Raw genomic sequence first — 16,727 nt, 5'->3', positions numbered from 1 at the left:
GTTTCCCGCCTGCCGGGCACTGCTGGGGCTATCAGTCCTCGATGACTTCTACATCGGAGGGGGCGGCGGACCTGCCGGTCCACCAAGATCCAGATCCACGTCGTTGTCAGCCACGACCACCGAATCGTCGATGTCGTTGTACTCGAGTTCGTTGTCCTCGATGTTGGTGTAGTCCACATCGAGTTCGTTGTCCGCCACGACGATCGAGTCGTTGACCGAGTTATCCGTGTTCCCGTTGAACGAGTCATTCACCGAGTTGTCCGTGTTACCCGATCCGTTGCCGTTGAAGGAATCGGCGACATTCGTCGAGTTGTCCGAGTTGTCGCTGTTGTCGGTGACCGAGTTGTCGTTGTACGAATCGTTGATCGAGTTGTCCGAGTTGTCCGAATTATCCGAGTTGTCGTTGAACGAGTCCGCAATGGCAACGTTCGTCGAGTTGTCGGAGTTGTCCACGGAGTTGTCCGAGTTATCGGAGTTGTCGTTGTACGAATCGTTGGTCGAGTGGTCGGAGTTGTCCGTCGTCGTGGAGTTGTCCTCGTTGAAGGAGTCCCTGATATCCACGTCCAGGTCAACATCGGTGTTGTAGGAATCGTCCGTGTTGTACGAGTCCTTGGTCACCGAGTGGTCCGAGTTGTCGTTGAACGAGTCCCTGACGTCGATGTCCGTGTTGCCCACGTTGACTTCCCCGTCGCCGTTGGTGATGTTCAGCGAGTGGTCATCGGAGTTGTCGGTGTTCGTCGTGGTGGTGGTAGTGGTTGTCGTGGTGGTGTTGCCCGAGTCCTTCACGTCGTCGCCGGCCGCAATGGCGCCGTCGCCCGAGGCGATGACGGCCTCCTGGTTGAACATCTGGTTGACATCGCCGTTGGCCCAGATGTTCTGGTTGACGGACTGGTCGTTGATCGTGTCGCGGTCATCGATGTTGGTGGTGTAGGAGTAGTTGTTCACCACGTGGACGAGCTGCTGCACGGCGTGGGCGTGGTCGTCCCAGTCTCCACCGCCACCGCCACCACCGTGGCCGTGATCGTCGTCGTGGCCATCCCAACCGCCACCGCCACCACCGTGGCCGTGATCGTCGTCGTGATCATCCCGACCACCGCCACCGCCACCACCGTGGCCATGATCGTCGTCGTGATCATCCCAACCACCGGTGTTACCGTTGCCGCCGTTGTGCTGCGGAGCGGGATGTCCCGCTGCCCCGCCCCCGCCCGTGGTGGCGTGGTTGCCGCCGGTGTTGTACTCACGGTCGAACGACGAACGCGCGTTGATCGGAGCGTAGTCCAGGACCACGGGCCGGACGGCATCCACATCGGCGGAGGAAACATGCCCAAGTCCGGCGGCGGAAAGGGCGGCTTCCGGGTCGCGGACAAAGTCCTCTGCTGATTCCGGGTTGTTGAACAGGCTCATCAGGAACTGTACGAGCTGTTGTGCAAGTGTTGGCATGGGAACGCTCCCTCACATTCTGTGTTGGGTGGAGAACGCCCGGCGCCTTTGCCGGGCTTGCCTTCAAGCTATGGCCAGGGGGACGGCGGGGGCATCGGGGGCGGTCCCCCTACCGACGGCGCCCGCGTTAGGGGATCCGGCGCCGGCCCGTTAGGGGGTGGAGGGGGGTCATGCGTGGGGTGGGTGCGCGTCGCCCAACGCCAAGCGCAGCCGGACCAGGAGTTCCGAGCGGTTCTCCGCCCCCAAACGCCGCCGCATGCGGGCCACATGGTGCTCGGCAGTCCTGGGCGAAATGTAGATCGCATCGCCGATTTCCCGGTAGGTCTTGCCCTCCAGCACAAGCCTGGCAACTTCCTTCTCGCGCGCACTCAGTCCGGAAGCCTCGGCCGTTTCGGGGGCCCCTATGCCCGCAGGTGGATCCTGGTGGGCTTCCGGTTGCGCGGCGCTTCCTTGGGGATGGATGTCCCGGGCGCACGCCAGCAGCTTCACCATGTCCCGGCGCTCATCGGCCCGTGCGGCCGCGTGACCTGCCAGCCGGGCCCCTTCCCATGGCATCCCGACGGCGGCCAACCCGCGGGCCGCTGTTTCGACGTCGGACGCCACGAAGCGCCCGGCGAGGACCGAGACCCAGGCTTTGCCCCCAGCGGCCAACATGGCCGCGTAGTGGCTGTGCCCGGAGGCGCGCACCAGCGCCGTGGCGTGCGGGGCCAACTCTGCCGGGTTCTCGCCCAACAGCGCCGCCTGGACGGCAGCCCAGTGCAACGGGACAGACCACAGCACCGGGCTCTCCAGACGGTCCAGCAGCTCCCAAGCGCCCTGCAGGTAGTGGGCCACGCGACCCGTTTCGCGCAGTCGGGCAGCGGTAATGAGCACTTCGCCCCACGGCAGCAGGCTGTAGAGGTCCACGGAGACGTGCATCATGGCTTCACGGGCGTGGTCCCAGGCCAGGACCAGTTGATGGACTTCGCCGCTTCGCCGCGCGAGGCCAAGCTCAAGGGCGGCTCGAAGGAACCGGTCCCTCGGCGCGAGATCCCAAGGGTTGGCTTTGACGGCCTCGTTGATGGCAAGCCTGGCGTCGTCCGGGTTGTCCTGTTGCATGGCGCACCACGCCTGCAGCAGGAATAACCGCGGCCTGGCGGTATCGCCACCCTGGGAGGCGGCCAGGGCGGCCCTCACCACGGTGTCCGCCACCGCCGGCTCGCCGCTATGCAGGGCGCACAGTGCGGCCAGGACGGCCGGTATCTCGGGCATCGGAGCAGCGACGCCCGCCGCGTTCATCATGTCCGAGGCCCGGATCAGCTCCGAGAGTCCCAGCTCCGACGAGGATTCCAATGTTCGGCTCAGGCCGTCCCCCATGAGGGATAACGCCACAGCCAAAAGCGTGGGCGACCCCATGGACCCGCCATCTGCCAGGACGCCGTGCGCGCCCGCCATGTCGCCGGAGCCGATCATTGCCAAAGCGGCCAGCGGGGCCGAGGTGCCCATCCGTTCAGGACCCAGCCAACGGTATGTATCGGCACTGCGGGACAGCATTCCCCGCTCGGCCCAAACGGCGGCGGCCACGTCGACGCCCAAAGCAAGCTCCGGCGGTTCGGGCAGGGCCAGCAAGCGGTCCACCAGGCGGCCCGCGGCGTCAAGGTCTCCGGTGGCCGCGGCTGCCTGTGCACGCCGCGCTGCCTTGGGCAGTTCCTTGGCTCCGGACAGCAAGGATTCCGCAAACAGCGTGGAGGCCAAACCGGGATCGGATTCGAGCGCTTCCTCGGCCGCTTCTTCGAGTTCCGCTGCCACCTGGGGGTGCCGCAGGCCGCCCCGGGCAAGTTCCCGGGCCAGCCCGCCCAACGGCCGGCCATCTGCACGGTAGGTGTCCACCAGCTCCCGCTGCAGCGCATGGATGATGGCGTCCGGGGTGCCGTTCAGGAGCGCATGGTGGGCCGTCCCCACCAAGGAACCGTCCGGAAGCAAAAGCCCCGCTTCCGTGGCAGTTTCCCTGAGGTGCTCCAGGTCCTGGCGTCGTTTCAGGGAAGCAGGCAATGGCGATGGCAAGGTGAACCCGACTGCCAACGCCAGGAGCAACTCCCGGACGGCCGCCGTCGTGCCTTCAAGGCCATGCCCGCGCCCCGGGGTTGCCTCAGTATGGTCCTGTTCCGTCATCGCCTAAGCCACCGCGGTCGGAGCAGGAGTTTCGCCCGGGCTCGTCGCGGTTGGAGTTGGCGGGGGTGCCTGTTCCGTGACGGGTTCCGAAGGTACGGGGTCCTGGGTCGCGGGCGGCGGAGGTGGCGGTGCTTGGGTTGTCGGCTCGGGTGCGGGAGTGACGGGGTCCGGCACGGTGGTGGGTGGCGGGTCGGCCGGAGTAGTCACAGGTGGTTGGGTTGGGGTGGTGGTGGGCTCTGGAGCCGGCCCACTCGCAGCGCCCCCGGTGGGGGTCGGCACCGGTGTGACGGTGCCTGGAGCAGGCGCGGACGTAGGCGTCCCGGGAGTGGAGGCGCCCGGCGTACCCGGTGCCGGAGCGGTCGGCCCGTTTCCGGCAGCTGGGGTCCCTCCGCTGCCGGCCGCCGGACCACCGTTCGGCGCAGGCCCCTTCTGCCCGGTTCCGGTGGCGGTCCGGGCCGTGCCCGTCCTGACAGAAGCGTCCAAACCCCTGCCGGCCTGGCCTGCGGCGGGCGCTTCCCCGGCTTTCGTGCCCGGGGCGCCAGCGGCCTGTCCCCCGCCCGCCTTCGTGCCGCCGTCGCGCATCACGTCGGATCCTTGGGCCGCGAACACGGACAACAACCCCGCACCCTCCGGAGTTTGGGCCGCAGTGGCGGTGACGATCGTCAGCACAGTGGCGGCGGCAGCAGCGGCAGCCGTCATCCTCATCCGGGTGCGCGGCGCGTGCCGCCCTGCTCTCGACGTGCCCGCTGCCGCCTGCTTGAGCGCGGACAGTGCCGTCCGTCCATGCCCGACGCCGGGACGCGCCACCGGGCCCACGCCCCGGGTGTGGTGGCCTGCCAGCGCGGGCAAACCGGCCGCAACGGCGGCTGCCCCACCGTCCGCCGGCCGGCCATCCACCGCCGGCGCCGCAGAGCCGCCGGAAAGGGCGGGGCTCGCCGAAAGCGCCGGGCTCGCCGAAAGCGCTGCGCCGAGGCAAATGGACGACTTCGGATCGACATCAACCGCGACGGGCCGTTCAAGTTCCGCCGAAACCAACTCGGCCACCAACGGAATACGCGACGATCCACCGATCAAGAGAACAGCCGTCAAATCCGCAGGTTCCACGTGGACGGCCTGCAGGCTCCGCCCCAGGGCATCCAGGGTGTCCTGGACCTGCGGCTCGATCATCGCCTCGAACTCGGACCGGACCAGCCGGATGGCCTGCTGCGTGCCCGGAAGCGCAACGGAAATGCTGGTTTCGCTGTCCAGGGAGAGCGCTTCCTTGGCTTCTCGGCACTCCCTCTTGAGCCGGGACAACGCCGAAAGGGTTGCAGGATCGTCCGCGTCCAGGGCCTGGACGGCGTCTCCCAGATGCGCCACCACGTGACGCAAAACAGCGGCGTCGAAATCGGCGCCGCCCAAGGTTTCAATGCCGTCCGGATGGCCGATCAGTTCGAACCGATTGGCTCCGGCCTTGCGGAGAATCGCGGTATCGAAAGTGCCCCCGCCGAGGTCGTACACCGCGATGGTGCTGCCGTCCTCCACCCTGGTTTGCGAGGCGTAGTGGAGGGCTGCGGCCTCCGGCTCGCTGATAAGGCGGATGTCCCCCAGGCCAGCCAGGTTGAGCGCCGCCAGAACCACGGATGTCCGGTGGTGGCCCCAGGAGGCCGGGTGCGTCATGACGATCGAGGAGGCTGGACCACCCTCGCGCTCTTCGGCCTTGGCCACCACCCATTGAGCCAGGGCGGCGAAAACGTCCTCCGGTGCCAGCCAGCCGTCCCCCACTGACAAGGGAACGGAGTCACCGATGCGTCGTTTGAACTCCCGGACCATGCGCCGGGGATCGTCCAGGCCGCGCCGCTCGGCCACTTCGCCCACAAGGACCCGGCCGTCCTCCGCGTAGTAGAGGACGGAGGGCACGGCGCTTCCGTGGAGTCCCAGGGGGAGCACTTCCGGCGCGCTGGTGGAGCCCTGGCCGGGCCTGAGCACGGCTGCCGCGGTAAAACTTGTCCCGACGTCAATGGCGAGAACATAGCTCATGGTTACCTCGAAAAAGAACATGGCATGGCGCATGCGGTCTTCATCACAAGCGGGGTCCACATAAGGTAACACTTGCCTTTGACAGGCGACAGCTTAATTTTGGGTTCATGCCGGGCTCTCTCCAAGTGATAGTCGACTCGATGGAGAAAGCCCAGTTCAGGCCACCGGAAGGCCTACAGCCCGGAGTAGGAGTGCAATCCGTTGAAGACCGTGTTCACCAGCGTGAAGTTGATGATCACGCAGGCGTAGCCCACAATCGACAACCAGGCCGCACGGGTTCCGGTCCATCCCCGGGTGGCGCGGGCGTGCAGGTAACCGGCGTAGACAACCCAGATCACGAACGTCCAGACCTCCTTGGGATCCCAGCCCCAGAAGCGTCCCCACGCCTTTTCGGCCCAGATCGCGCCAAACATGAGCGTGAATGTCCAGCCCACGAAAGCCACCGTGTTGATGCGGTAGGAGAGGTTCTCAAGGCTCAGCGCGTTGGGTACCACCCTCATGAAGGCAAGGTTGTCCCGACGGCCCGCGGCAAGGTTCTTCTGGCGGTACGACTGCAGCAACTGCAGCGCCGACATGGCGAACGTCAGGGTGAAGAGTGCTGACGACAACACCGCGATGGAGACGTGGATGATCAGCCAGTAGCTCTGCAAGGCCGGCACCAGGTGGCCAACGGGAGTCCAGAAAGCCACCGAAGCGGCAACCAGCATGATGATGGCCAGGCCGATCACGAACGTGCCAAGGAAGCGCAGGTCGCGCCGGATCAAGGCGATCAGGAACACGGCCACGGCCACGAACGCACCGGTGGTGAGGAACTCGTACATGTTGCCCCACGGCACGCGGCCCGCGCCGAGGGCCCGCGTCACCACGCCGGCGGCATGGATCAGCACGCCAAGGATGGACAGGGCGACGGCGACGCGCGCAGGTGCGCGTCGTTCGCCGCCATACTTCATGTCGCCTGCCGCAGTGGCTTCCGTTACGGTAGTGCCCGACGTCGGACGCTCGCCGCGGTCTGCCGGTCCGGCGGTGTCCGAAGCACCCAGGCCCACCCGCCCGGCGGCTACGGCCACTTTACCGGCGGTGGCGCTGGCGGCCGCCTTCAGGTCGACGGCCCGGAGCGTCTTGCTGCTCTTCGCCAGGTCCCACGCAAACGCGATGAACGCCACGGTGTACGTGCCGGCGGCCAGCAGCATGAACAGCTCGCTGTACTGGCCCAGGGTTTCGTTGATAGCGGGCATTACTGGTCCTTCAGGGTTGGGGAAGAGACGGAGTGGGAAGATTCGGTGGTGTCGGCCACCCGCCATTCCCGGGCGAAGAGTTCGCGCAACGCGGCGGCCTCCCCGGCAAGGCGGTGGTCCTCACCGCGTGCCAGCAGGCCGTATTCCACCATGGTCCGGCCGTCCTGGTGGGTTCCGGTGCGGACCCAGACGCGGCGGCGTCCCACGTACAGGGACAAGACAAGGCCGCCCACCGCAAGCAGGCCGAAGATCAGGGCGTACAACTGGCCGGGGTTGTGGTGGATGTCCACGCCCACGTACTTCTTGACACTGTCAAAAGTGATGCTTCCCTTGCCCTCGGGCAGCGTGGCCGTCTGGCCCAACGCCAGGACAATGCCGCCGGCCTCGAGTTTCCGGCCGTTCAGCTGCGTCAGGTCCTTCACGTCCAGCTCAAAGACGTTCTGGGGGGTGCCCTTGTCCAGGCCCAGGTCTCCAAAATAGGAGTCCAGGTTCAACTGCGGGTTGGCCAGTGCCGGGTCCGCGCTGAACGAGATTCCCTGCTCGGTTTCGAAGGCCGTGGGCAGGAAGAACCCGTTGAAGCCGAGCTGGTCCGGCTTGCCGTCCGGGACCTTGATGACCACCGATGAGTAGTAGTTGGCACCCTGGACCTTCGCAGTGACCGGGCCCTGGAAGGCGATATTGCCGTCACCGTCGCGGACAGTGACCACCGGCGCATAGCCGTTGCCGGTGAGGTACAGGCTTGTACCGCCCAAGGAAATGGGGTCGTTGACCTTCAGCACTTCCTTTTGCTCCGGGGCATCAGGGTTTTCCTTGGTGGTCACCTCGGCCGTGTAGTCGATCGGCTGGCCGGTCTTGTTGGGCGATTCCCTGTCGAAGGTCGCCTGGAACTTGTCCAACCGGACCGAGTACGGCTGCAGCCAGGCGCTTTGGAAGTTGGTTCCCGGCGAGAACTGGTCGTAGCCCACCAAGGTGTTGACGAACGTTTCACCCTCCACCAGGATCCGCTGGCCGCTGTAGCCGAACAGTCCGCCGATGGCCACGGAGACCAGCACGCCGATCAACGAGGTGTGGAACACCAGGTTGCCGACTTCCTTCATGAAGCCGCGTTCGGCACCGACGCTCGGCAGCGCGCCGTCGGCGTCCCGCACCTCAACGCGGTAGCCGCGCTTCTTGAGCAGCCCGGCGGCATCGGTGATGGCCTTCGACGCCGGGATCCCGGCGTCGGCGGGCAGCGCCAGGGTGCCGTACTCCGGCAGCCGGGACAAACGCTTGGGCGTGCGCGGCGGCTGTGACTTCATCGCCTTGTAATGCGCAATGGCACGCGGAGTGACGCAGCCGATCAGCGAGATGAAAAGCAGGAGGTAGATGGCCGAGAACCACGCCGACGAGTACACGTCGAACATCTGGAGGGCATCAAGGAAAGGCCCGAAGGTGGGGTTGTTCTTGATCCAGTCCGTGACGGTGACCGGGTTGGCCGGACGCTGCGGAAACAGCGAACCCGGCACTGCCGCAATGGCCAGCAGGAGCAGGAGGAACAGCGCGGTCCGCATGCTGGTGAGCTGGGTCCAGGCCCACCGGAGCATGCCCAGGATGCCCAGGGTGGGCAGTGCGGCCTCGGACTTGGCCTTTTTCAGCTTGTCCTCGCCGGGGTTGCCTGTGGTCAGGCCTGTGTCACTGCCTTTGGCGGCGTTCTTCTTGGATTTCACGGACTCGCTCATCAGATCGGCAACTTCACATCGGTTTGGAACCAGTACTGCAACTCGGTCACCCAGTGGCCCCACACGCCGGTGGCCATCAGGATGCCGAGCAGAATCAAAATGCCGCCGCCTACCCGCTGGATCGCCAGGCGGTGCGTACGGAAGAAGGACATCACGCCCATGCCGCGGCGGACGGCCAGGGCAATCAGCAGGAAGGGCACCCCCAGTCCCAGGCTGTACACGAACGCCAAAAGCGCACCCTTCGCAGCCGAGGATCCCCCGGACATGCTCAGCAACTGCACTGCGGAGTACGTCGGCCCAATGCACGGCGCCCAACCCAGCCCGAACGTCAGCCCCAGCAGAGGAGCGCCCCACAGGCCGGCGGGCGGTTTGGCGTGGATCTTGGCGTCGCGTTGGAACCACGCGAACCCGCCCATGAAGACGATGCCCATGATGATCACCAGGACGCCCAGCAACTGCGTGATCCAGGCGTTCTGCGGTCCCGTAAGCAGCGTGCCCAGTTGGCCGAAGGCGCCGCCCAGCAAAACGAAAATCACCGAGAAACCCAGCACGAACAGTCCAATGCCCACCAGCATGCGGCCCCGCCGCTGCTTCTGGAGGTCAACCCCGCTCAACCCGGTGACGTAGCCAAGATAACCGGGCACCAGCGGGAGGACGCACGGAGAGAGGAAGGAAACGAGTCCCGCCAACAAGGCCACTGGCACGGCCAGGAGCAATGATCCGTTGAGGATGGTCTCGGCAAAGGGACTGTTCATGGGTACTACTCGGCCACTGCGGACGTGATGAGGGCCTTGAGGGTGCTCTTTTCAATCTCGCCGAGCACGCGGGAGGCAACTTTGCCTTCCTTGTCGAGGACAAGCGTGGTGGGAACGGCGTTCGGAGGAACAATGCCGGACACCGACAGGAGGACCGCGCCATCCTTGTCATTGAAGCTCGGGTACGTCAGGTTGAAGGTCTTGTCGAAAGCTTCGGCGGTTGCCTTCTCGTCTCGAAGGTTGACGCCGAAGAACTGCACGCCCTGGTCCTTGAATTCCTGGTGGAGGGCTTCCAACTGCGGAGCTTCCACACGGCAGGGGGCGCAGGCAGCGAACCAGAAGTTCAAGACGGTGACTTTGCCCTTGAGGACATCCGGGGTCACGGTTGTTCCGTTGAAAAGGGTACCTTTGAGGGCCACGGGAGCGCTGCGGTCCGCCTTTGCGAACTCGGTGACGGATCCGTCGCCTGCAACATAGTTCTTGTTGTCTCCCTTGCGGGCCTGGTCCGCCAGGGAGTCCGGCTGGGCGCAGGCCGAGAGTCCCATGGTGAGCCCTGCAAGGAGGACCCCACCGGCAGTGAGCGCGCCGCGGCGCGAGACGTTCTTCTTATCCACGGTTCCCTTTCACGCTCCCGGGGTGCTGGCGGCACCGGGCAGGAGGACAGCGGCAGGCTCGCTGTAGTCCACGCGGGCCACCTTGCCGTCGTCGTCGAAAACCAGGGAGGTAAGCGAGGCCAAAGTGCACTCACGCTTTCGCGGATCGTGGGCCAGCCGGCGGCCTTCAGCTGAGAGCCGGGTGGCCCAGATAGGCAATTGGTGGCTGACCATGATGGCTTCGGCTCCGTCGCCGCCGAGTTCGATGGCCTTGAGCCGGGCATCCTGCACAGCGGCGATGACGCGCGCTGCCTGCTCCTTGTAGGGCTCGCCCCAGGAGGGCCGCAGGGGGTTGCGGAAGTAGTACCAGTGCTTGGGCTTCAGGAACTCGCTCCGCGTTGGGTGGAGGCCCTCAAAGTGGTTTTCCGCCTCGATGATCCGCGTATCCGTGGTGATGGGCAGCCCCAGAGCCTCGGACGTGGGCATGGCGGTTTCCTGGGCACGCGTCAACGGCGACGCCACTAAATGGACAATCCTGGCGCCCTGGTCTGCGCGCACCACAAAGTGCTCGGCCAGCATGCGGGCCATCTCCCGGCCGCGCTCGGAGAGGTGGAATTCAGGCAGCCGACCATACAGGACGCCATCGGGGTTATGGACCTCGCCATGGCGAAGCAGATGGACAGTTGCTTGGGGCATGTTTACCAGTTTCTCAAAGATGCGGGGCGATCTGAAATCTTCTACCGCTAGTAGAACTCAAAGTTTTCCCAAAATGTTCCGGGAAGTTGGAATAAAGGATGCATATGCATGTTTATACTAGACACGAAGCTCGGTTGACGCTTCAAGTAAACAGCTCGATCAGATCAGCCGGGTAAGCCCAACGATCCATCCCTATACCTAGGAGCAACACCATGATGACTCTTCCCGCCAACGTCTCCACCGGCACCTGGACCCTGGACAACTCCCACAGCGAGATCGCCTTTACCGTGCGCCACGCGGGCATCAGCAAGGTCCGCGGCCAGTTCAAGGAAGCCGAAGCCACGCTGGAAGTTGGCGAGGCCCTGACCGATTCCAAGGTGACCGCTTCCATCCAGACCGCCAGCTTCGACTCGGGCGACGTCAACCGCGACGGCCACGTCAAGGGCGAGGACTTCTTCGACGTGGAGAAGTTCCCGGAGATCACGTTCGTCTCCCGCCACGTGAAGGCCAACGGTGACGGCTTCGACCTCGTGGGCGATCTCACCATCAAGGGCGTCACCAAGGAAGTTGCCATCGAGACCGAGTTCAACGGCGTGGCCGCGGACCCGTTCGGCAACACCCGTGCAGGCGTCTCCGGTGAAACCACCATCAGCCGCAAGGAATTCGGCCTTACCTGGAACGCCGTCCTGGAAGCCGGCGGTGTCCTGGTCAGCGACAAGGTTGTCATCAACCTTGAACTCGCCTTCATTGCACCGGCTGCTGCCTAGCCTTTTCGCTGGAAGCGGCCCCACGGCGCCCCCGCCCATCTTTGGTGTGCGGGGGCGCCGTTTCGCATACTCGGAAATCACCCGTCCATTGTTCGGCACACACCCGGTATTTGGCTGCGAGTTGGCCCCAAATTTCCTATGCAACCCTCAACCCGCGGTCTACAGTGATGCCATGAGTAACCCAGACGAAGCACCACAGCCTCAGCAGCCCGGCTCCGAGCCACAGCAGCCCGGCAATGTTCCTCCTGCGGGTTACCAGCCTCCGCAGGGCTACCAACCACCCCAGGGCTACCAGCCGCCGTCGCAGCCGGGCCAGTACCAGCAGCCGGGCCAGTACCAGCAGCCCGCCCAAAACCAGCCGCCCCAGTACCAGCAGCCGGGTCCCGGCCAGCCAGGACAGGGCCAGCAGGGTGGTTTCCACTTCGAAATGCCCACCGACGGACCGCGCAATTTCAACGACGTCCTCCCCCAAGGCGGCTTCTCAGGCATCTTCAAAGTCCAGGGGCTGCCCACGGAGCTGAAGGTGTCCTACTTCATCTGGGTGATTTCGGGACTGCTCGGCCTGCTGTTCGGGCTGATCGGACTCTTCGCCATCATCGCGGCCTTCGCCTTCATACCGGGGCTGGCAGCTGTCGCGCTGATCCTGCTGATCATCAGCCTTGCCGTCGCAGCAGCGCAGGTTGTCCTGGCCATGAAGATGAAGGAAGGCAAAGAGTGGGCACGGCTGGCCCTGACGGTTCTTGCAGCAGTCTCTTTGCTTCTGGCCATTTTTGGTTCCATCAACATGGGCGGTCCCAGCGCGGGCCTGGGCAGCAACTGGTTCGGGTTCCTGGTCAGCGCCGTTGCCGTCGTCCTCATGTGGCTCCCGAACTCGCAGCTCTGGTTCAAGGCAGTCAAGGGCACCGCCTGACGCGAAACCCGGGTACCGCCGTCGTGCACTAACAGCAGCGATGATGAAGGCCGCGGGCCTCCCAACGGAGGCCCGCGGCCTTCATCATGCAGGAGTACGGCTATGTACGCCTGCGTGATGATTTCTCCACGCACGGGAAATTCCTGCGTGTGATCCTCCGTACCACCGGGAGGCTGGGGGTACGGTGGATTCAGAACCATGGTGGGGGCACTTTGTTCTTGTTGACCCCAGCAGTATCAGCCGTCGACCAAGCAAAGGAATGCCATGAGCAACCCTCCCTACCCGCCGTCAAACCCGGGCGATTCCACTCCGGAACAGCAGGGGTCCCAGCCTTCGGCGCCGCAATACGGCCAACAGTCCGACCCCAACGCTCCGCAATACGGCCAGCCGGCCGCGCCGCAATACGGCCAGCAGGCTCCGAACGCTCCCCAGTACGGGCAGCAGTCCGCGCCGCAGTACGGCCAGCAGGCTCCCCAGTACGGCCAGCAGCCCTCTCCCTACGGCCAGCAGCCCGGATCGCCCTATGGCCAGGCCGTCCCGCAGTACGGCCAGGACACCAACTGGCCCAGCCAGCAACCGGGTCCCAGCACGGTCCCCCAGATGGTCAACATCGCCTTCTGGATGATCGTGGCCGCCGGTATCCTCTCGGCCATCAGCTCACTGCTCCTGGCAACCACAGGTTCTGATGCGTTCATCAATTCCATGGTCCAGCAGGCAGCAGCCCAGGGCACCGAGTTCCCTGAAGGTTCCCTTGAAGGAATGAAGGGCGCCATCACCGTTGGCGCGGTGATCGGTGCCATCGTGTCCCTCGGCCTCTATGCGCTGGTGGCATTCCCTGTCCGCAAGGGCAAGAACTGGGCCCGAATCCTCGGTACCGTCTTCGCCGCCATCTCGGTCCTTGGCCTGACCGGCCTGTTCCAGTTCGGCGCAACGTACGGCATCCTGCAGCTGCTGGTGATCCTGTTGGGAGTCGCGGCAATCGTCATGCTGTACCTGCCGGCGTCGGCACCTTACTTCCGCAAGCAGCAGGCGTTCGGCAACCCGTACGGCCGCTGAACCCAAGCAGAACTGACCAGCGGGCGCGGACCCGGCGAAGGCTAAACGGCCTGACCCGGTGTCTGCGCCCGTTGTGCGTGGTAGGCAAGAATCTGGAGTTCCGTGGCCATGTCCACCTTGCGAAGGTTGACGTGCGGAGGTACCTGGAGGAGCACGGGGGCGAAGCTGAGGATGCTGCGGATTCCGGCCCCGATCACGCGATCACATACTTCCTGTGCCACCGTCGCCGGGAGGGCCAGAACAACCATGTTGGTGTGCGTGCGCTCCAGGACCCGCTCCAGTTCTGCCGAGTCGCTGACCCTGAGCCAGCCAACCTCGTTGCCGATCACCATGGGGTCGGCATCGAAAATGGCCACCACGTCGAAGCCCCGGGATTCGAAGCCACCGTACCGGGCCAGCGCCTTGCCCAGGTTACCGGCACCGACGATTGCCACTTTCCAGTCGTGCGTCAGTCCGAGGGCAGCGGCGATGTGCCGGCTCAAGTACTGGACCTCATACCCTACTCCGCGGGTTCCGTACGAACCGACATAGGAAAGGTCCTTCCGCAGCGTCGATGAACTGACGCCGGAGGCCTCCGCCAGTGCATCCGAAGAAACGCGTTCCACGCCTTCGGCAAGGAGGGAGTTGAGCGCACGCAAATAGAGGGTCATCCGGGCCACAGCCGCGGGCGGGATCTGCTTGGCGGCAGGTTCGTTGTCCCCGGTTGTTGCCTCCGGTGACGGTTCCAGCGCAGTCACGGTATTCTCCATTGCGTCGCTTGTTGTTCCACTCTATGGCCCCTGACCGGGCTCAACAAAAAGCCATTTCCTTCCGTGAGCGGCGCCCCTTAGCCCTCCAGCGCTTTCTTCAAAAGACGGGTGAGTCGCTGCTCATCGATGGTCCAGAAGTCGCGCTGTACGCCATCCACCAACAGCACCGGAATCTCCTCGGCATACCGGTCACGGAGGGTCGCGTCACCGTCGATCGATGTTTCGCTCCACTGCACGCCCAGGCCTGAGGTGACGCGTTCGACGGCGGCACGCGCCGCGGTGCACAGGTGGCAGTCAGCTTTGGTGAGGAGGACGACGTCGGGAATAGGCATGACTCAACGTTACCGGCTGCGGCGGCAGCGCCCATGCGGCGTCCGACCATGGCGCGAAGCGCGAGGCACCTGCAATTGACTAGACTCAAGGCATGCCCGACGAGAAGGACGCCGCTGTGCTCGCAGATGCCAAGGTGCCGCAGCACACCGGCGAGGCCGCTTTCTTCGACGTCGACAACACCCTGATGAAGGGCGCCAGCCTCTTCCATGTGGCCCGCAAAATGTACGAGCGCAAGGCCTTCACGCTGTCCCAGGCTGCCGGCTTCGCGTGGAAGCAGTTCAAGTTCGTGATGCGTGGCGAGAACATGGAAGACGTCCATGCCGTCCGTGACTCCGCGCTGACCTTGGCTGCAGGCATTTCGGTCGACGACATCAAGGCCCTGGGCGAAGAGGTCTATGACGAGATGATCGAGTCGCGGATCTGGCCGGGTACCAAGGCATTGGCCGAACAGCACCTGCGGGTTGGCCGCAAAGTCTGGCTCGTCACAGCCACTCCCATCGAGGTGGCTACCGTCATTTCCACGCGGCTTGGTCTAACTGGCGCGCTGGGAACCGTCGGCGAGATTGAGAACGGCACCTACACGGGCAGGCTCGTGGGCGACATCCTGCACGGTCCGGCGAAGGCTGTGGCTGTCCAGTTCGTTGCGGACCGCGAGGGCCTGGACCTGGACCATTGCTGGGCTTACAGCGACTCCGCCAACGACATTCCTTTGCTCACGTTGGTTGGCCACCCCGTGGTCATCAACCCGGATGCCCGACTGCGCCGGCACGCCCGCGAGCACAACTGGCCGGTGTACGACTTCCGTTCGGGCCGCCGCGCAGCCACCCTCGGGCTGAAGGCGGCAACCGTGGGCGGCGCCGTCTACGGCCTGTGGCGCGGATTCAGCCGCTTCCGCAGCCCCCGCTAGCCAACCCTCTCACACCAAACCACCCTTCCCACCCGACCCTCTCTCACCAAACCACCCTTCCCACCCGACCCTCTCTCACCACGGGAGGCCAACGCCTGGCGGCCTGTGGATAACTTCTGCAGACAGGGGGCCTTCTGGGCAAGAATGCCCGTATGCAAAAACCCTCGACGTTTCCGCAAGCACTGGCTTCTGCGCCATTTACCCTCAACCAAGCCGAGGCGTTCGGCGTAGGGAAGCGGCAGCTTTGGAAGCGGAGTTCGATCGAGGGGGTCAGTCAGGGAATCTTCAGGCCTTCGGACTGGGAATTCGATTTAGCCTCCGCGGCCCGGTCCCTTTCGGCCGCAAGTCCGGGCGCCTGGATTTCGCATGTAACAGCGGCGCGGCTCCAAGGCCTTTACTTGCCGCCGTGGCTGGCCGATTCGAACGAGTTACACCTCAGCAAGCCCCGGAAACTGCCTTCTGTTCGTCGACGGGGTGTCATCGGACATACGGTGGTTATCGTCGACTCTGAAATCGAGTTCGCACACGGCATGTGGATGAGCACGCGGCCCCGAACCTGGCTGGACTTGGCCCGCCAATTGCCCTTGAGGGAACTCGTTTGCGTCGGAGATCAGCTCATTCGCGTTCCCCGGCCTGAGTTTGAAGGCCGGGACACCCCATATGCATCAATCAGTGACCTTCGCGCGCTGATAGCACGGCACAAGAATCTTCAAGGAGTGGTGCGCGCCCGTGAAGCCCTGCATCTGATGCGCGTCGGAGCCGACTCCGTTCCCGAGTCCCTGCTACGACTGGCAATGCTCGACGCCGGCATCGCGGAGCCGGACTTGCAGGTGCGACTTCGCCCGAATGATCCAGTCTCGCCGTCTGCGGACCTTGGATTTCGGGAGCGGCGCGTGGCCATTCAATATGACGGCGGACATCATCTTTCGGAGGAGCAGATCTTTAGTGATCGACGTCGGGATAGGGCCTTCGAAGCGGCGGGGTGGACAGTCCTTGTCTTCGGGAAGGACTGTCTGTCGGACGGCTTCACCAAGGCAATAGTCGAAATCAAGAAGGCACTCCGAACCGGATGGACGGATCCGTCGGTCGAATCCGGTTTCGCGTCGGGACGGTGAGAGAGCGTCCCCCCAAACCGGCAGTCCCGTGAGAGAGCGTCTCCACAAACCGGCGGTCCCGTGAGAGAGCGTCTCCACAAACCGGCGGTCCCGTGAGAGAGCGTCCGCACCAAACGGGCATTCGGTGAGAGAGCGTCTCCACAAACCGGCGGTCCCGTGAGAGAGCGTCCCCCCAAACAGGGCGGTTCCGTGAGAGAGCGTCCCCCCAAACAGGGCGGTTCCGTGAGAGAGCGTCCCCCCAAACAGGGCGGTTCCGTGAGAGAGCGTCCCCCCAAACAGGGCG

15 protein-coding genes are annotated in these 16,727 nt (G+C 64.7%); 5 read left to right on the top strand and 10 right to left on the bottom strand.

Translation table 11 applies throughout. The annotated features are described in order from the left end of the window. Positions 1-48 precede the first annotated feature (48 nt). The 8 genes from ACIPY3_RS21140 to ACIPY3_RS21105 form a co-directional block, all read right to left on the bottom strand. Complete coding sequence (locus tag ACIPY3_RS21140) at positions 49-1,440, bottom strand: IniB N-terminal domain-containing protein (protein ID WP_400337141.1); 1,392 nt, start codon at positions 1,438-1,440, stop codon at positions 49-51. 168 nt (positions 1,441-1,608) lie between these two features. Further along, positions 1,609-3,591 (bottom strand): LuxR C-terminal-related transcriptional regulator, encoded by a 1,983-nt coding sequence (locus ACIPY3_RS21135; protein ID WP_400337139.1) that lies wholly within the window; start codon positions 3,589-3,591, stop codon positions 1,609-1,611. A gap of 3 nt (positions 3,592-3,594) precedes the next feature. Further along, complete coding sequence (locus ACIPY3_RS21130) at positions 3,595-5,643, bottom strand: Hsp70 family protein (protein WP_400337137.1); 2,049 nt, start codon at positions 5,641-5,643, stop codon at positions 3,595-3,597. Positions 5,644-5,783: 140 nt separating this feature from the next. Next, positions 5,784-6,845, bottom strand: coding sequence for a c-type cytochrome biogenesis protein CcsB (gene ccsB, locus ACIPY3_RS21125; protein WP_400337135.1), 1,062 nt, complete (start codon positions 6,843-6,845; stop codon positions 5,784-5,786). After that, the gene (locus ACIPY3_RS21120) at positions 6,845-8,563 is read right to left on the bottom strand and encodes a cytochrome c biogenesis protein ResB (protein WP_400337133.1); all 1,719 of its coding nucleotides are present in this window, start codon (positions 8,561-8,563) and stop codon (positions 6,845-6,847) included. The genes ccsB and ACIPY3_RS21120 overlap by 1 nt, the downstream gene beginning before the upstream one ends. Next, positions 8,563-9,318, bottom strand: coding sequence for a cytochrome c biogenesis CcdA family protein (locus tag ACIPY3_RS21115; protein WP_400337131.1), 756 nt, complete (start codon positions 9,316-9,318; stop codon positions 8,563-8,565). The genes ACIPY3_RS21120 and ACIPY3_RS21115 overlap by 1 nt, the downstream gene beginning before the upstream one ends. A gap of 5 nt (positions 9,319-9,323) precedes the next feature. Then, positions 9,324-9,863, bottom strand: a complete 540-nt coding sequence (locus ACIPY3_RS21110) for a TlpA family protein disulfide reductase (RefSeq protein WP_400337184.1) — start codon at positions 9,861-9,863, stop codon at positions 9,324-9,326. A gap of 78 nt (positions 9,864-9,941) precedes the next feature. Next, positions 9,942-10,607, bottom strand: a complete 666-nt coding sequence (locus tag ACIPY3_RS21105; protein ID WP_400337129.1) for a histidine phosphatase family protein — start codon at positions 10,605-10,607, stop codon at positions 9,942-9,944. Between the two features lie 215 nt (positions 10,608-10,822). Here ACIPY3_RS21105 and ACIPY3_RS21100 point away from each other — a divergent pair, with 215 nt between their 5' ends. The 3 genes from ACIPY3_RS21100 to ACIPY3_RS21090 all read left to right on the top strand — a co-directional run bounded on the left by ACIPY3_RS21100 (position 10,823) and on the right by ACIPY3_RS21090 (position 13,340). Next, the gene (locus tag ACIPY3_RS21100) at positions 10,823-11,374 is read left to right on the top strand and encodes a YceI family protein (RefSeq protein ID WP_400337182.1); all 552 of its coding nucleotides are present in this window, start codon (positions 10,823-10,825) and stop codon (positions 11,372-11,374) included. A gap of 172 nt (positions 11,375-11,546) precedes the next feature. Beyond that, positions 11,547-12,284, top strand: coding sequence for a hypothetical protein (locus ACIPY3_RS21095; protein WP_400337127.1), 738 nt, complete (start codon positions 11,547-11,549; stop codon positions 12,282-12,284). A gap of 264 nt (positions 12,285-12,548) precedes the next feature. Continuing rightward, on the top strand, positions 12,549-13,340 hold the full coding sequence (locus ACIPY3_RS21090) for a hypothetical protein (RefSeq protein WP_400337190.1): 792 nt from the start codon (positions 12,549-12,551) through the stop codon (positions 13,338-13,340). A gap of 41 nt (positions 13,341-13,381) precedes the next feature. Here ACIPY3_RS21090 and ACIPY3_RS21085 read toward each other — a convergent pair whose 3' ends face one another. Continuing rightward, the gene (locus tag ACIPY3_RS21085; RefSeq protein WP_397325588.1) at positions 13,382-14,089 is read right to left on the bottom strand and encodes a redox-sensing transcriptional repressor Rex; all 708 of its coding nucleotides are present in this window, start codon (positions 14,087-14,089) and stop codon (positions 13,382-13,384) included. 77 nt (positions 14,090-14,166) lie between these two features. Further along, on the bottom strand, positions 14,167-14,421 hold the full coding sequence (locus tag ACIPY3_RS21080; protein ID WP_400337126.1) for a glutaredoxin family protein: 255 nt from the start codon (positions 14,419-14,421) through the stop codon (positions 14,167-14,169). A 92-nt stretch (positions 14,422-14,513) separates the two neighbouring features. On the opposite strand from ACIPY3_RS21080, the gene ACIPY3_RS21075 reads away from it, so the two are divergent. Together ACIPY3_RS21075 and ACIPY3_RS21070 are read left to right on the top strand one after the other, a co-directional pair. Beyond that, positions 14,514-15,329 (top strand): HAD family hydrolase, encoded by an 816-nt coding sequence (locus ACIPY3_RS21075; RefSeq protein WP_400337124.1) that lies wholly within the window; start codon positions 14,514-14,516, stop codon positions 15,327-15,329. A gap of 152 nt (positions 15,330-15,481) precedes the next feature. Continuing rightward, positions 15,482-16,444, top strand: a complete 963-nt coding sequence (locus ACIPY3_RS21070; RefSeq protein ID WP_400337122.1) for an endonuclease domain-containing protein — start codon at positions 15,482-15,484, stop codon at positions 16,442-16,444. Positions 16,445-16,727: the final 283 nt, after the last annotated feature.

The organism is Paenarthrobacter sp. NPDC089714, assembly GCF_044748905.1.
Classification (GTDB): domain Bacteria; phylum Actinomycetota; class Actinomycetes; order Actinomycetales; family Micrococcaceae; genus Arthrobacter.
This window is presented reverse-complemented; position numbering and strand designations above follow the sequence as displayed.

Coding starts and splice junctions, on each gene's coding strand:
- ACIPY3_RS21140 (WP_400337141.1), bottom strand. CDS start 1,440: ATGCCAACACTTGCACAACAGCTCGTACAGTTCCTGATGAGCCTGTTC.
- ACIPY3_RS21135 (WP_400337139.1), bottom strand. CDS start 3,591: ATGACGGAACAGGACCATACTGAGGCAACCCCGGGGCGCGGGCATGGC.
- ACIPY3_RS21130 (WP_400337137.1), bottom strand. CDS start 5,643: ATGCGCCATGCCATGTTCTTTTTCGAGGTAACCATGAGCTATGTTCTC.
- ccsB (WP_400337135.1), bottom strand. CDS start 6,845: ATGCCCGCTATCAACGAAACCCTGGGCCAGTACAGCGAGCTGTTCATG.
- ACIPY3_RS21120 (WP_400337133.1), bottom strand. CDS start 8,563: ATGAGCGAGTCCGTGAAATCCAAGAAGAACGCCGCCAAAGGCAGTGAC.
- ACIPY3_RS21115 (WP_400337131.1), bottom strand. CDS start 9,318: ATGAACAGTCCCTTTGCCGAGACCATCCTCAACGGATCATTGCTCCTG.
- ACIPY3_RS21110 (WP_400337184.1), bottom strand. CDS start 9,863: ATGGGACTCTCGGCCTGCGCCCAGCCGGACTCCCTGGCGGACCAGGCC.
- ACIPY3_RS21105 (WP_400337129.1), bottom strand. CDS start 10,607: ATGCCCCAAGCAACTGTCCATCTGCTTCGCCATGGCGAGGTCCATAAC.
- ACIPY3_RS21100 (WP_400337182.1), top strand. CDS start 10,823: ATGACTCTTCCCGCCAACGTCTCCACCGGCACCTGGACCCTGGACAAC.
- ACIPY3_RS21095 (WP_400337127.1), top strand. CDS start 11,547: ATGAGTAACCCAGACGAAGCACCACAGCCTCAGCAGCCCGGCTCCGAG.
- ACIPY3_RS21090 (WP_400337190.1), top strand. CDS start 12,549: ATGAGCAACCCTCCCTACCCGCCGTCAAACCCGGGCGATTCCACTCCG.
- ACIPY3_RS21085 (WP_397325588.1), bottom strand. CDS start 14,089: ATGGAGAATACCGTGACTGCGCTGGAACCGTCACCGGAGGCAACAACC.
- ACIPY3_RS21080 (WP_400337126.1), bottom strand. CDS start 14,421: ATGCCTATTCCCGACGTCGTCCTCCTCACCAAAGCTGACTGCCACCTG.
- ACIPY3_RS21075 (WP_400337124.1), top strand. CDS start 14,514: ATGCCCGACGAGAAGGACGCCGCTGTGCTCGCAGATGCCAAGGTGCCG.
- ACIPY3_RS21070 (WP_400337122.1), top strand. CDS start 15,482: ATGCAAAAACCCTCGACGTTTCCGCAAGCACTGGCTTCTGCGCCATTT.